The organism is Billgrantia antri, assembly GCF_017868935.1.
Classification (GTDB): domain Bacteria; phylum Pseudomonadota; class Gammaproteobacteria; order Pseudomonadales; family Halomonadaceae; genus Halomonas; species Halomonas antri.
Genome location: NZ_CP053383.1, coordinates 4,412,482 through 4,426,257, shown reverse-complemented (window position 1 = coordinate 4,426,257; position 13,776 = coordinate 4,412,482). Strand labels below are relative to the sequence as shown.

20 protein-coding genes are annotated in these 13,776 nt (G+C 65.6%); all 20 read right to left on the bottom strand.

From position 1 onward, the window contains the following. Positions 1-57: 57 nt before the first annotated feature. The 20 genes from HNO53_RS20730 to HNO53_RS20635 all read right to left on the bottom strand — a co-directional run bounded on the left by HNO53_RS20730 (position 58) and on the right by HNO53_RS20635 (position 13,776). Positions 58-345 carry a PAAR domain-containing protein gene (locus tag HNO53_RS20730; RefSeq protein ID WP_209474866.1) on the bottom strand — a complete coding sequence of 96 codons (288 nt, stop codon included), beginning with the start codon at positions 343-345 and terminating at the stop codon, positions 58-60. A gap of 9 nt (positions 346-354) precedes the next feature. Continuing rightward, positions 355-840 carry a phage baseplate assembly protein V gene (locus HNO53_RS20725; protein WP_209474864.1) on the bottom strand — a complete coding sequence of 162 codons (486 nt, stop codon included), beginning with the start codon at positions 838-840 and terminating at the stop codon, positions 355-357. After that, a complete protein-coding gene (locus HNO53_RS20720) occupies positions 837-1,394 on the bottom strand; it encodes a hypothetical protein (RefSeq protein ID WP_209474862.1) in 558 nt (185 codons plus the stop codon). The genes HNO53_RS20725 and HNO53_RS20720 overlap by 4 nt, the downstream gene beginning before the upstream one ends. Then, complete coding sequence (locus HNO53_RS20715; RefSeq protein WP_209474860.1) at positions 1,391-1,951, bottom strand: hypothetical protein; 561 nt, start codon at positions 1,949-1,951, stop codon at positions 1,391-1,393. Before HNO53_RS20715 ends, HNO53_RS20720 begins: the two co-directional genes overlap by 4 nt. Next, positions 1,944-2,264, bottom strand: a complete 321-nt coding sequence (locus HNO53_RS20710) for a head-tail joining protein (protein ID WP_209474858.1) — start codon at positions 2,262-2,264, stop codon at positions 1,944-1,946. Before HNO53_RS20710 ends, HNO53_RS20715 begins: the two co-directional genes overlap by 8 nt. Then, positions 2,264-2,593: a Rho termination factor N-terminal domain-containing protein gene (locus HNO53_RS20705; protein WP_209474856.1), complete on the bottom strand. Its 330-nt coding sequence runs from the start codon at positions 2,591-2,593 to the stop codon at positions 2,264-2,266. Before HNO53_RS20705 ends, HNO53_RS20710 begins: the two co-directional genes overlap by 1 nt. 61 nt (positions 2,594-2,654) lie before the next feature. Beyond that, the gene (locus HNO53_RS20700) at positions 2,655-4,775 is read right to left on the bottom strand and encodes a phage major capsid protein (RefSeq protein ID WP_209474854.1); all 2,121 of its coding nucleotides are present in this window, start codon (positions 4,773-4,775) and stop codon (positions 2,655-2,657) included. Continuing rightward, positions 4,765-6,327, bottom strand: coding sequence for a phage portal protein (locus tag HNO53_RS20695; protein WP_209474852.1), 1,563 nt, complete (start codon positions 6,325-6,327; stop codon positions 4,765-4,767). Before HNO53_RS20695 ends, HNO53_RS20700 begins: the two co-directional genes overlap by 11 nt. Continuing rightward, on the bottom strand, positions 6,320-6,859 hold the full coding sequence (locus HNO53_RS20690) for a hypothetical protein (RefSeq protein ID WP_209474850.1): 540 nt from the start codon (positions 6,857-6,859) through the stop codon (positions 6,320-6,322). Before HNO53_RS20690 ends, HNO53_RS20695 begins: the two co-directional genes overlap by 8 nt. Positions 6,860-6,862: 3 nt before the next feature. Further along, positions 6,863-8,824 (bottom strand): phage terminase large subunit family protein, encoded by a 1,962-nt coding sequence (locus tag HNO53_RS20685; RefSeq protein WP_209474848.1) that lies wholly within the window; start codon positions 8,822-8,824, stop codon positions 6,863-6,865. Continuing rightward, positions 8,805-9,326 carry a helix-turn-helix domain-containing protein gene (locus HNO53_RS20680; RefSeq protein WP_209474846.1) on the bottom strand — a complete coding sequence of 174 codons (522 nt, stop codon included), beginning with the start codon at positions 9,324-9,326 and terminating at the stop codon, positions 8,805-8,807. Before HNO53_RS20680 ends, HNO53_RS20685 begins: the two co-directional genes overlap by 20 nt. A gap of 102 nt (positions 9,327-9,428) precedes the next feature. Then, entirely contained in the window at positions 9,429-9,626 is a 198-nt protein-coding gene (locus HNO53_RS20675; RefSeq protein ID WP_209474844.1) for a hypothetical protein, read from the bottom strand. A gap of 10 nt (positions 9,627-9,636) precedes the next feature. Further along, the gene (locus tag HNO53_RS20670; RefSeq protein ID WP_209474842.1) at positions 9,637-9,999 is read right to left on the bottom strand and encodes a DUF2570 family protein; all 363 of its coding nucleotides are present in this window, start codon (positions 9,997-9,999) and stop codon (positions 9,637-9,639) included. Beyond that, positions 9,996-10,277, bottom strand: a complete 282-nt coding sequence (locus HNO53_RS20665) for a hypothetical protein (protein WP_209474840.1) — start codon at positions 10,275-10,277, stop codon at positions 9,996-9,998. Before HNO53_RS20665 ends, HNO53_RS20670 begins: the two co-directional genes overlap by 4 nt. Positions 10,278-10,367: 90 nt before the next feature. Beyond that, entirely contained in the window at positions 10,368-10,724 is a 357-nt protein-coding gene (locus HNO53_RS20660) for a D-Ala-D-Ala carboxypeptidase family metallohydrolase (RefSeq protein ID WP_209474838.1), read from the bottom strand. Positions 10,725-10,728: 4 nt separating this feature from the next. Beyond that, positions 10,729-11,130: a hypothetical protein gene (locus tag HNO53_RS20655; RefSeq protein ID WP_209474836.1), complete on the bottom strand. Its 402-nt coding sequence runs from the start codon at positions 11,128-11,130 to the stop codon at positions 10,729-10,731. 87 nt (positions 11,131-11,217) lie between these two features. Then, the gene (locus tag HNO53_RS20650) at positions 11,218-11,739 is read right to left on the bottom strand and encodes a Mor transcription activator family protein (protein ID WP_209474834.1); all 522 of its coding nucleotides are present in this window, start codon (positions 11,737-11,739) and stop codon (positions 11,218-11,220) included. Next, entirely contained in the window at positions 11,739-12,272 is a 534-nt protein-coding gene (locus HNO53_RS20645; protein WP_209474832.1) for a VRR-NUC domain-containing protein, read from the bottom strand. The genes HNO53_RS20650 and HNO53_RS20645 overlap by 1 nt, the downstream gene beginning before the upstream one ends. Beyond that, positions 12,269-12,991: a hypothetical protein gene (locus HNO53_RS20640; protein WP_209474830.1), complete on the bottom strand. Its 723-nt coding sequence runs from the start codon at positions 12,989-12,991 to the stop codon at positions 12,269-12,271. The genes HNO53_RS20645 and HNO53_RS20640 overlap by 4 nt, the downstream gene beginning before the upstream one ends. Continuing rightward, positions 12,988-13,776, bottom strand: coding sequence for a BRO-N domain-containing protein (locus tag HNO53_RS20635; RefSeq protein ID WP_209474828.1), 789 nt, complete (start codon positions 13,774-13,776; stop codon positions 12,988-12,990). The genes HNO53_RS20640 and HNO53_RS20635 overlap by 4 nt, the downstream gene beginning before the upstream one ends.

Here is a 13,776-nt window from a genome sequence, read left to right as displayed (position 1 = left end):
TCATGGCTGTGAGGATGCGCCAGCGCTGGAGGGTGCTCCGCTGGCGGTGGTTCTGGTTCAGCCTGCGAAAACGTCGGCGCTACCGGCCGCGACGCTGGAGCCGCAATCGACCGGATCGCCGATGCGGCCGAGCTGCTGGCCATTGGCGTAGACGGTGGAGGATCCGCTAGCCAGGCTGCCTCCATGGCAGGTGGGCGTGCTATTGCAGTGAGTGGCCCAGGCGTCGCCTTGGCGGTGCACGGCGATGCCATTGGCGAAGACATCACCGCTGCCACCGGTGCTGGCCCTTGGCGGATAGGAGCCGTGGCCGGTGCAGCTATCGCCGAGTCGTGTCACAGCGGGCATGGCTGGCTCCTAGTTGAGATCGATGCGGGCACCGTTGAGGCGGATCCCTGCGCTATCCAGCTCGAGGGTGCTGCCGTTGCTGGAGAGCAGGATACGGTCGCGGTCCATGGTGATGCGGCTGCCGCCGGTCTCGCCGATGTACTCGTGCGTGGCGCTGTCGTACTGGAAGCGGGCGCCGTCTTCGAACTCGACCAGGTCGAGGTCGGGATTGTCCGAAGGGGCCGACAGCGCCGAGCTGTAGAGCATGCCGGCAATCACGGCCTGGGAAGGGTCACCGGAGGGGCTGACAAGCACCACCTGCTGCCCTTCGCGCAGCGGGCGCCAGCGCCGGAAGTTGCGACCCATCTCGACCGGCCACGCCAGCCAGGCGGTGCGGATCTCCCCCACCTGAACGCGCAACTTGCGGGAGGCGTGATCGACGGCGAGGATGGTGCCGACCATGACCATGCCGTTGAGGCGCCGTTCCAGCTCGCCCAGCCGATAGGCCTGGTTCACGTACCGCCCTCCTCGTACTGGCCGCCATCTTGCCGGGTGTAGAACTCTTCGTTCTCTGGGCCGATCAACGGTGACACGCCGACCCACACCTCGGTGGGCGTCTCGCCATCATCGATCCACTCATTGGCGCCGATGTGCACCACCTGGGCCCATTCGATGCGCCACACGTGGTACTGGTCCAGTTCCGGCGAGAAAACATCGGGCTCGCACACCAGCACGCGGGCAGGCTCGACTGGCAGCTCCCATTGGTTGTGCTGAATGAAATGCGCTAGCGCGGCCGTGTTGCGACGGATGAACCGGCCCTGATTGTCGCCGCGAAAGCCGACCACGTAGCGCAGCTCGAACTGCAGCTCGAGCGCCAGCTGGCCGGTACCGGGGTCATCATCGGGCGCGGCCGGCATCGAGGTGAGCTCGATAAGCGCCGCCGGGGCCAGGATCCGTTGCCGGTCATCGGGATAGTCAGCCACGGTGGCCAGTTCGGGGAACGCGGCCGCTATCTGATCGAGGATGGCCTGGTGCAGAGCGTCCAGGCTGATCTCGGTGTCTGCGTTCATCGCGACCTCATGTAATCGACGCGGCGCTCAAGGTCGCGGCTGAAGTGCTGCCAGAAGATGTCGTTGAGCTTCACGAACACTTCATCCTCGACGAAGACATCCGCCTTATCCTTGATGGGTAGCTGCGCCTCGCGGATCGGGTAGCGCGACTCCCGCACCCGCTGCAAGATGGTGCGCTTGCGGGCGTACCGGCTAGCACCGATCCAGGCACGGTCAAAACGATGGCTCCCGGCCGGGCCGGAGTAGGCGGCGCCGCCGCTGCGTGGCGTGGTGCGCCCCCGGAACTCACTGACCGGAAGGTCATTGAGGCCGTACCACAGCCGAACGCTACCCATGCCACCCTGACCCCGAATGCGCAGGCTCTTGAGGCGGCGCCTCACGGCGGCGGCACGCGCCAGCCCAAGATGTGACTGCAGGCCTTTGCTGGAGAGCTTACGCAGCGTGGCGGCGGTGCGGGTCAGGGCTCGGTTATAGGCGGCACGCACTTCATTGGGCATGGCACCCAATTCGTCGGCGAGGCGCTGCAAGTCGCCCGCCTCGATCTCGAAATCAAGCATGGGGCCTCGGTGCCAGGTCGAGCATGGCCATACCGGTACCGTCACCCTGGGGGGCGGTCATCACGTCATAGGTGATGCCATCGACCGTACAGATGTCGCCGCGCTGCACGCCAGGCACGTCAGCCTGCTTGCACCACAGCCGGGGGCGCTCGGTGTCCATGCGGTATTCGCCGAGCTGGGCGTCGAGGTATTGGTCCTCGTAGATGCCAGACAAGGAAAGCACCGTGCCGTCCGCCCGAGTCACGCTCGCGGCGGTGGCGAATTCCTCTTCGTCGAGGAAGTCGTCGAGGTTTTCCCAGTCCGGCGCCGGCATTACTCGTCGCCCTCAGCCTCGGCGGCTTCGATGGCGGCGATCAGCTCGGCCTTCTTCATATTTTCCGCACCTTCGATCTCGTACTCCTTGGCGGTGGCCTTGAGCTCCTCGACAGTCAGCTCCTCGAGGGCGGGCGCTTCAGCCTCGTCAGCTGAGGCACCAGCCGCCTCGGGACCAGCGGCCACGATCTTGGCCTTGCCACGTCGCACCAGGTTCAGGGCGTCAGCCTCAGGCACGCCGCGTACGGTCTTCTTGGGGGTGATCATCTCGCCCTTCACCATGAAGGCGCTGGTGCACTCCAGATCAAGCGTCTTGGTCTTCTTGCTCATGGGGTTATCCTCATGCAGTGACGGCCCCGCGGGTGCGGGGCCGTCAGTCAGTGGCTATCGATTAGGTTGAGTCGCGACCCAGGCAGAAGGACTCTACGCGGCGCACGACCATGTCGACATCTTGGAAAACCACCAGGCGGGTGCCGCCGGATTTCGACAGGCTATACGGGTCGACGGTCAAATCGAGGCCGCCCCACAGGCCGATGATCAGGTCGGCGAAGTTGCCGAAGAACAGGTCGCCCGATTGGATCTGGTTAGTCACCTCGGTGCGGTAGCCGTTAACCGTGTTGCCCGGTTCCCAGATCGGACTTCCGTTGGTGCCGCTGAACCTCTCGGTGGTCTTGAAGTGGCCACGCATGCCGGACGCCATGACGTAGGCCATAGAGTTGACGTCGGCATTGTCGGCGGCAATCTCGCTCTCCATCTTCACCACTTCGGCATAGGTGGGCAGGCTGTTCCCCGGGCCGTCGGCATCGTCGGTTCCGGCGCCGCCGAAATCGACGGCGTTGATGCCGGAGACATTGGCAATGCCGGTAGGCTCGTCGCCGCCGGCGCCGTAAAAGCCGGCCAGGTCGATAGCGAGCGCCACTGCTGCCGCTAGGTCGTTGCGCACGATACGCTCAGCGTCCGGCGTGGACTGGAGCATCAGCCGTCGGGTGATGTCGGTGAAGGCCGCGACGGTCTTGGGGGACAGAGTCAGCTGCCCGATTGTCGGCGTGCCCTCGGTGGCGTCGACACCTTCGCCAACCCAGTAAGCGGTGGCGCCGCCGGTCTGTTTGGGAATCTCCACGTTGCCGACAAGGCCGCTCATGGTGCTGGCCAGGCGCATCAGCGCGGTGCGGTTGCGCAGCATCTCGATGAAGCTGCCAGCCATGTACTGGGTATCGACCAGGTTCTGGCCGGTCTGAGAGCCGACGGGAGTGTCAGCTGCGCCCCCGGCGTTAAATGCACGGGAGAGCACATCATCGGGAATCAGGATGCCGCGAGCCTGCTTGCCGTACTGACGCTCAGCCTCCTGGGAGAGCTCCAGCTCGAACGCCGCGGCATCCTGGGCGCGCTTATCGTTCGGGTTAGCCAGCGCCCGCACCACGTTCATCATGGAGTAGCGCTTCAGGTCCTTGTCGGTCATGCCGATGCTGGACGAGCGAGCCTCACCGGCGCCGTTATCTGTGACCGGCTTGGAACGCTGGCCGTGCATCTCCTCGAGCAGGGAGCGCTGGAAGTCCTCGGGAGTTTTGCCCTCACTGACGAAGCGGGTAGCCAACTCGATGTTCTCGTACTGACGCCCCATGTCCATGATGGCTTTCACCCGCTGCTGTTCGGCCTGCTTGCCGGCGTCGCGGGCCTGAGCCTGGGCATCGCCTGCTCGCTCGATCATTTCGAGCACTTCGACGATGTTGCCGTCGGCGTCGACCTTGGCGCGGACCAGGTTGCCCTTCTTGTCGCGCAGGATCTTCTCGTTCATGTCGGTGTCCTTTCGGTGTGTTCGGGATGCGCCAGCAGCGCCGCTAGGGTCATTGCTGGCAGTATCGGGGCCACCCTTACCCGGCTCCGCTAGCGGTGGTTCCTGCGAGCGCCCCACGCCCACCGAAACATCCGCCGGCACGGAGACGATGCTGATCTCGTGCGGCTCCCAATCAGTGACGCGCACCATGTCGGCCTGCCCCGCGCGCTCCTCGACCTCCACCTTGAAAATCGAATAGCCCACCGAGACATGCCGACGGATGCCGTCAACCACGTCCTGCCACACCTCGGAAGCTCGTGCGCTTCGCCCGAAGCGCACCACCGCCCGGCCCCGCCGGTCGGCTCCCACGGTGACAGACTCCACCACGCCCACGTGGTCATCCCAGTCATGGTTGACCAGCACCGCCCCACCATCGGCAAGGCGATCTGTGCGCATGGCGCCTTCGCCGTGGTCCAGCACCTCGATGCCGAACCACCGCTCCACCTCGGCCTCGCTGGAAAACGCCAGCTCGACCGTGCGTTTCTCTTCATCGATGGTCCGCACTTCGCCGACGACCATGTCGCGGGTGAAGTGCGGACCATCGGTCTTCAACTTGCGCAGCTGCTCATCAGTGAAGCCGCGGCGCTGAAAGCTGCCCTCCAGCTGGCGGGCCTTGTCGGACTGCTGAGGCGTTGCGGGCCGGTGCAGCCGGTCGCGGGTCTCGCGCTTATCCTTCATTGCTCGTTTCTCCTGCGGTTTCGCCCTGAGGCGTGCTGCTGCCGCTGTTCATGGCGGGATCGCCCAGGGTGGCGTCGACCAGCGCCTCGGGAATGCCGGCATCCATCATTGCCTGGCGATCGGTCGCCCACTGGCGCCATACAGTGCGAGGGTCACCGCCTCGCTCACGGATCACTTGCGAGGGGCTCTTGATCTTGTTGGCGATGTCGCGCGCCGCGGTCTTGCTGTCCTTGTCGGGGTCGACCCAATCCCAGCGCCGTGCCTGCCAGTCGTGTTCGCGGTACTTCTCGATGCGCTCGGGGCGCAGGGTGGCGCCATTGGTGCCCGGTACCGGAATGCCCTTGAGCAGGGCGCGGGGTAGCCAGGCCTGAAAGACCGGCTCGAGCAGCTGCTCGATCAGCCACTCCTGGAGCTCCATCCAATGGTCGCGGGAATCCAGTACACCGTGGCGCAGGCTGGAGAAGTTAACGCCCTCGAGGTCGTTGGCCAGGGTCGGGTAGTCCACGCCCAGACCGGTGGCGATGCCGCGCAGGCTCTGCTTGGAGAACGGCGCCAGCTCGCCGCTGGGGAACTGAGGATCCCAGCCCTTGAATCGCAAGCCGGCGGGCAGCTCCTGGTAGCTCCCGGGCTCGGCGTCCATGTAGAGGGGCTCGTCGGCGTCTTCTTCATCTGCGGGCCCCATACCCTCGTCCCACTCGAAGAAGCCGCCCTTGGAAGCGGAGACGCGGGCGTTGACCAAGGCGGCCTTCTCGAAGCCGTCCAAGTGGTGCAGGCGCAGTACGGCGGTGACCATCCAGGGCAGGCCGCGACGCTGGCCGACCAGATCCTCGAGAAAGCCATGGATCAGCTCATCGGCAGGCACTTCGATGAAGGCGCGGCCACCGAAGCGATAGTCGGCTTCGCTGGGGTCCAGGGTGTCAAACAGGTAGCCGACCGGTCGGCCCAGGCGGCTGTACTTGATGCCCTGACGGATGAACTCGCCGCCGGGCAAGCGGTCTTCGTTGACCTCGACCGGGCAGCGCTGCGGATCCAACACCTGAAGCGACACACCCCAGGAGTTGAGCTCGCGACCGTAGACCAGACGGAACATGAACTCGCCGTTCGTCGCGGCATCCTCGGCGGCTCGCGCCATCAGCTGGCGGAACGAACGCCGGCCGCTCACATCGCAGATGCGGCGGTCGCACCACTTCTCGAAGTCCGCCTCGATGGCGTCGTTGGCGCGCTCGTCGAGCGTGCCGTCTACGTCGCGCGCCTGCGCCTGCAGCTGGATGCCGCGGCGGCCCACCACGTTCTGGCGTACCTGCCGCACGAAGCCACGGGCGTAGTCATTGGTGAGCACCAGGTGGCGAGAGCGAGCCACCAGGGCGCGCTGGTTCTTGTCGATGAACTGGTCGGCCGGTACCGGCACAGTGGGCATATCGCCAGACAGCCGATCGGCACGGGCTTGCCCCAGCAGCGAGCGGGCAATGGCGCGCGGGATCTGGCGCATGCGGGACATGCGCGGCTTTTCTGCGACAGGATCCGCCTGCCGGCGCTGGAAGAGTTTAAGCACGGCCGAACCTCGCTAGCACTTGGCGGCCTAGGGTGTCGCGACCACGTTTCGCGGCTCTCGCCCGCTTCACCTCTTGCCGGTAAACGTCGCGCAGCTTGAGCAGCTGGCTAATCGGGGTACGGCGCAGCTCACGGTTATTGATGCGGTAACTGTCCTGGTCCTTGCTGGCCCGGCCTTCAATCACCGCCTCGATGGCTTCGAGCACCTTCTCTGCATGGGAGCGACCATCGAAGCCTTCTGCCACGCTGGCCAGATCGGGCTCTACGGTGAACGTGCCGGTCTCCAGCTCGTGCACCTCGGTACCGTCAGTGGCACGCAGGCTGTACCAGTAATCGCCAGCCTTCCAGGCGGCGGTGTCGACAGCCGTAACAGCAAAAGCATGAACGGTGCCGTCAGGCGATGAGGTCAGGTCACGTTGTTCCGGGCCGCGCAGCAGCAGCGTCAGCGACCACTCGGGCGGCGGGTAGGCGGTCAGCGCGACCGAGAGCGCCAGCGTGGTGCCTGCCGTGAAGCTGTCCGGAATGTAGGGCATGCGTCACCAATGGTTGACGAAGTTCTTTCGTGGGCGTGTTGCTTTGCGCCTAGTCTTGCGTTTGCGTGGTTCCGGCTCCGCTGGCGGTGGTTCCCGCAAGGCGTCAATAACGGGCTCGGGCGCGTCACGCTCCTCCACATCGTCGGGCTTCTCGTACTCGGCCAGTCGAGCGGCATGGCGCTTCAGGTTGGGGCTGGCAATCTTGAGCGCGGCATAGGCGTAGACGCGGCAGTCGAGCGCCTCGTTACGGGGGCGGGTCTGGTGCCATTCGCGCTTGGGCACGCCCTTGAGATACTTGGTCACCAGCTTCTCGGCGGTGAGCTGGTGGAACCATTCGGCCTCGCGATCGGCGGGGATATGGCAATAGCCGGGGCCCGGCTCTGCCACGGCCAGCCGACGCATGATGGTGAGCTTCGCCTCGTCGGTACCGATGGCGAACAGATCCACCTTGCGTTGTCCGCGTCCGGTTTTCTTGCGTGAGGGGGCGGTGACAACGGGCCGATCCCAGCCGCCAACACCCTTGATGGCGAACAGGCGGCGGCCAGTCTTGCCCCGGGCGTATTCATAGGCGCGCTGGGTGTAGCCGCTGCTGCCGCCGGTATCCAGGCAGGCGGCCACGATGCCGAGCTGGGCACCGGTCTCATGGGTCCAGGTGGTGGCCAGGTAGTCATCGAGATCTCGCCACACCTCGTCCTGCAGCGGATCACCCCACAGCACGGTGTAGTCCACCGACCAGGACTCATCACCGTAGCCCCAGGCCACGGTCTCCACCTCGAGGCGGTCCTGCTGCATGTCGATGCCGGCCGTCAGCACCACGCCGCCCGACGGCACCGGTGCCTTGAAGGTCTCGGCACGCTCCATCAGCACATGGGCTTCGGCCTGCTCGCCCTGCTCCTCCCAGGTCTCGGCCAGGCTGACGTTGATGAAGCTCTGCAGGTCGCCCTTGGCCTTCTTGTCGAGGAACGATTGCACGATGTCGCGCAGGCGGCGGAAGCACGAATAGAGCTCATTTAGGTGGTAGCTGGCGTGGCCCCGGAAGGGCTTGGCGGCTTTCCAGCCGGCGCCGACCTGCTCGGCAGTGCGAATGGCGGCGATGCGCTCGCCGTCGTTCCACATGGCACCGCAGTGCTTGCAGACATAGGCAGCGGTGTCGGGGTAATGGTTGCCGTCGTCATCCTTGTCCCAGGTGACCTGGTGCCAGTCGAGAGCTTGGTGGTGATCGCAGTGAGGGCAGGCCACGTAAAAGCGGCGCTGGTCGCCCATCTCGAACGAGGCCTCGATGCGGCTCTCGCCCTTGATCGTCGGCGTGGAGATCTCCACCAGCAGGCGCTGGTCGCCGAAGGTGGCGGCACGCTGCCACAGCAGCTCGACCTCGTCTCCCTCATCGGTACCGCTGTAGCCGTCCACTTCATCGGCAACGATCCACGGCGCCGAACGGCCGCGCATGGTCTTGGTGGAGCCAGCCCAGGCGAACATCAGGAAGCCGCCGGGGTAGCTCTTCATGCGCTGGTTGTTCACGCCCTCATGGCTGCGCGGCTTGGCCAGCAGGTTCTCCAGCACCGGGTTGGCCGAGACCATGGGGTTGAACTTGGTTTCCAGCCAGGTGGTCAGGTCGCCCTGGCTGGGCTGCATCATCATCTGGCTGCGCGGTTCGTGTGCGATGCCGTAGCCCTGCAGGCACAGCGCCAGCTGCGTCTTGCCCACCTGGGCGCCCCACATCAGCGAGATGCGATAGCAACCGGGATGGGTGGCCATGTCCATCGGCTCGCGCTGGTACGGGGCATTGTCGAAGCGGATCGGCCCCGGGATGGCGTTGCCGGCAGGGATGCGTACGTTGGCCTCGGCCCATTCGCTGGGCTTGAGAGGCGCAGGCGGCACCAGGTGGCGAGCAGCTCGCTTGAGAGCCCGGGCGACGCCGGCAGTGTTGCTGAACTGCTCGAGCCCTTCAGTTGCCGTCGGCGTCATCCTCGTCCTCTTCCTCAAGCTCGATGTCGGCATCTGCTGCCGACTCGAGCGCCTGCACCAGCTCGGCGGCCAGGACTTCCTTGAAGCGGCCCTCGTCGGTTTCGCCGATCAGCTGCGATACCACCCGGCTCGGCACGTTCATCACGTTCGCCCGAACGGTGGCGTTCTCCAGGGCGCGGGCTCGCTCGAACTCATCGATGGGCGCGACCTGCTTGCGAGCGATGGCGAGATCCAGCTCGGCCTGGGCCGTCTCGGCGGCCAGCTTGCGCAGCTTGAGTGCGAACTCGTCGAGAGGGGCATCGCTCTCCGCTTCGATGCGCGCCTGGTCACGCAGCCACTCGGAAACGTCCCGGGTGTTGAAGCGCCAAGGCTTGCCCTGCCGACCTCGCTGCTCGAACGGGCAGCCGTTGCGCACCCAGGTGGACACGGTATTGAGGGAGACGCCGAACACCTCGGCGAGCTCCTCGCGGTTGACCGCCCTGCCTTTCCCTTTGAACGCCATCGGCTACCTCAAACAACAACAATCAACCGGATCCTGAGCGCCTCGCTCACACGAACTTCCGCGCTGCCTATCACCCGCAGGCTCCACCCCCGCCGGGAGTACCTAAAAAGTTGCGGGTCGGTCGGCATCGTCGGGCTCTTGCTCTCGCACCCACGCGCGCAGCGCGGCCTTGTCGGCGCGCTCGCACTCGACCGCAGCCCTCATGCCTTGCAGGGCTTCACCTACCGAGCCATCGCCCAGCGTCACGACGCAGGGCTGCAGGTAGTGGGCAGGTGGCAGGATGGGCACGGGCTTGGTCACGACTACAGGGTCACTGGCGCAGGCGCTCAGCAACGCCAGCAGGCAGCTGCAGCCCCATACACGCATCGAAGTCAGCATGGCTATCCCTCGCGTTCTGGATCTCGGCGGCGAGGCTATCCGCACGCTGGCGGGCCTCGGCGGCATGGGATCGCTCGGCAGCCAGGGCGGCATCGCGCGCGGCCAGCTGGCGGGCATGGTGTTCAGCCTGGGCGGTCAGGGCATGGCCCAGCTGCTCAATGGCCTGGCGCTGGGTGGCTTTGTCGGCGCGCAGGGTGCCGATCGTCTCGGCTTGAGAGCGCAGCTGATAGAGCCCCAGCGCCAACAGCCCCACGACTGCAAGGCCCGCCCAAATGCGCCACGAAAGCAGCTTCATCGCGCAGCCCTCGCTCTGGCGCCCACCACCTCAAGCATGCTGTCGGCGGCATAGCCCACGCCGAAAGCCGCCACCAGGCTGGGGGTGGATGGCTCAGCGATCAGCAGGTAACCGGCACCAGCCCCGATGACCGACAGCGACGTCTTGTATGGCCGGGCCCTCAGGTACATGGCCAGGGTGAGAGCCTCCATCTGCTGGCGCACTTCCAGGAACTTCTTGAGCACGTGGGTCAGCAGGCCGGCCAGCAGCATGGCGAGCGGTGCGGCGTGTTCGAGCATGTCGTCTCCTATCGCGCCGCCGCTGGGCAGCGAGTATCAAAGCTTCGAGGAACATGGCGGCCACCGAGACCGCCACCAGTAACAGCAGAATCAGCCGCGCCACCGAGCCGGCCCGTCGGTGCGGGTGTCGACGTGCACGAAGGTCGAGTAGAGCCCAAGGCTGGCGTTCGGGAAGTGCCGCGCGATATAGCCATGCACGACATGGGGCTCGGTACCGCGCACCTTGATGTCAGCGGCCCGCCCGTAGAGGTGCTGGCTGGTGCTGACTCCGCCAACAGAACGGTTATGGCTGGGGCAACGCGCGGCGCTGGTGACGATCACCGGCATGCCGAAGTGGGTGCGCACCTGGTCGAGAATGGCCAGCGTGGCGGCGTCGATGGTGTCGAAGCCGCAACCGCACTTGCAGGCGAACTCCTGACGCTCGAAGTGAGGGGAAACCTGGGGCATGACGCTACTCCAGCCAGCCCTTGGTGCTGGCAGTGATGAAGGCGGTAAGGACCAGCGCCGCCAACCAAGCCGTGGCGCTGGAAACGAAGTGGGAGCGGTTCACCTTCGGCTCGATCACGTTGCGAAGATGATCCCGGGCCGTGCGGGCGTGCTCCATGTCACGTTCAAGCACGGTGAGGCGGTCGCCCTGGTCAGCGGTGGTTCGCTGAATGTCCAACATCTGATTGAAGAGGGCGGGGATCTGCGAGACGGTCTTGGCCATCTCGGCATGAGAGGCGCTCATCGTCTCCAGATGGCGCTCGAGGCGGGCCATCACATCGGCCTGGGTGTCGACCTTGGTCTCCACCCGCGCCAATCGCTCGTTCACTTCTGCCATGATCACCGGCCCTGCGTAGCTGGAGTACATGCTTATCTCGTTCCGCACCTCAGCGCGGCGCTAGTCATATGGGTCACAGTTTGCGGAGGCATGGCCGGGCGCTCCGCTGGCAGTGGTTCAGAGCAAGGGCATTTGGGGGCTGGCGGCACGTCGTTCGCCGCGGCTGGTCACCGGACCCACGTCATCGACGTCGATGTCGAGGATGTAGCCCAGTGTCAGCGGCGAGATCTTCACCGAACGGGCCACCACCTCGATACTGTCGCCGCGGCGCACCATGTCGCGGGCATCCACCACGTTGGCGACCCACTTGCGCGACATGCCCAGCTGCTCGGCCACTTCGTCGACCGAGAGCCCGGTATCGCGCAAGGCGAGGATCTGGCGGTTCTTGATGGCCCGCTGCAGGTAGCGGCAGGCCGAAGGGTAGAGATGGGTACCGCCGAACTCCTGGCACAGCGCCAGCGCTTCGGCATAGCCAAGGATGCCCACCAGGGCATGGTTGACGTGCAAGCGCTCAGGCTGAGGCACATAGATCGAGAGCGTCTTCCCGGCTTGTTGCTGGCGCAGCGTGCGCACCAGGTGCAGCGCCTTGTCACGCCCTACCACATCGGCTATCTGCTGAACGCTCTTCGGTAGCCTCATCAGCCCCTCCAGTCGGTACCCGACTCAAGCCGGCGCACGGGCCCGACCACCTCGGTCGGCGGCAGCGCCATGTACTCACGCAGCACTTGGCGCGCCTCCTCCAGCCCGCGCGCCAGCACCGCCCCATAGCCACGCGCATCGGCCAGCGCCAGCCAGTCGCGCTGGGTGGAAGCCAGGGAGGCATGGCGAGGCGGTGTCGCCTTGAATTCGAGGTACAAGCCAAACAGACCGCCACGGGCCTCCATCACCACCAGATCGGAGACACCGGCTTTCACGCCCTGTCGCTTCAGCTCGGCGCCGGTACGGCTGGTGCGGTGGCCACCGTTGGGCACGTGGTACGTCACCGGGTAGGCCTGGCCCACCTCGGTGCCGCGGTGCCACTCCCCATGCAGCCAGCTCAATAGCGCCTTCTGCTCGCTGCCCTCGTAGTCGTGGGCGGGGGAGCGCTTCACGGCCGGCTTGGCTACTCCGGGCGGTGGATTACGCTTCACTTGGGCCAGCGTGGGTTTCTTACGCCTCGGATATAGGGTCATTGCGCCAGCTCCCCCGCTTCCAGTAGCTGTTCGCCGGTCTCTAGCAGCCAGGACAGCTCGCGATCGGAATCCGGCTCACCAGCGATATAGGCGTCGCGTGCCTGCGCAAGCAGAGTCAGGTGCATGGCAGCGCAGCGGTCGAGCAGGTCGCGGGGAATCGCTTGGATGCGTCCAGCAGTGAACGCATTGACGGCCGGGCACTCGGGGCTGTGAAACTCACCCACCTGAGCCACGCAGCCATGGCACACGGGCTGTGCAGAAGGTTGCTCAGTTCCAGCGGCGCCGGGCGCTTCCCGTGCAGATTTCTGCTCAACCTGTCGGGCCTGTCGAGCTTTTCGCATCGCCGCCGCCGCCAGCTGGCGCGTTACCGGCTTGGGAGCAACGCCCACTCGCGGGCGCAACGTATCGCGCACCTTGGCGGGCTGCTTGAAACCTCCCTCAATGGGCACGGCGCTAGGCGCCGGCATAGCCTGAGCTGGCGAGGCCTTCATCTCTTCCCTGCCGGCCTCTGTAACCCACAGACGGTCTTCGCCATCGCGGCGAATCAACTTACGCTCTCGCAGCGTGAGCAAGATCCCTTCAACCTTCTCCAGGTCTGCATTCCTGACGACATTCACCAGCACGGGCACCATGTCGATCTTCACACCTCGCCGCGAATTACGGGTCTCGGCATCTATGGCGGTCAGGATGACAGTAGGCGTTATGGCTCTCTTGCTCATGCGGCAGCCTCCCGCAGGGCTTCACCCACGCTCTCGGGCCACTTGAGCTGCTGTACTGGCGAGCCGTCTCCGTGACGCTTGCCGGTATCCATCATTCGGCCACCCGCCTTGCGGCCGGCATCGGTCAGGATCCAGTGGTTGCGGCCTCGGCCATCCTGCTGCTGGCGCTGATAGCCCAGGTCTCTAAGGGCGCGGTTCACGGCGATGGCGCTCATGTCGTGGGGCAGGCCCAGCTCGGTAGGCGTCAGGTAGCGTTCGTTGACCGGGCTCAGCAGGTGGGTCGCGCCCAGCTCGCCGAGCAGGTTCACGCCGGTGCGCTTCTGCACTGCCTGGTTGACCGAGAGCAGGCGCATGTTGTCGTCGAAGCCGAACGCCTTGGCCGCGGCGTCCAGAGCGCCAGCCAGGGCAGAGGCACGGGAGATGCTCACCAGGTTGTCGTCTGGCTGTGCTGGCGCCTGGGGCAACTGGTAGCTACCAGCCCGGCGGATCGCGGGCAGCACCTCCTCGAACACCCATGCCTCAAAGCGCTCAGCGCTGGGCAGCTGGCTCTTGACGATCAGGCGGTAAACATCGGGCTCGCGGATTGCCTTGACCGCCTGCTCGCCGCCAGCCGTAGGGGTGAACGATTCGGTCACCCCTTTGCAGTGGTCGCGGATCGCCTTCATTGGATTCGCATACCCGAGCGCCGCAGCGACGTCGCGGGCAACAAACAGCGTGCCGCCTGCATCGTCCTGGATTACACGGATCTGATGCTGATCGAACTCAAACGGAATCAGGTTGCTCAT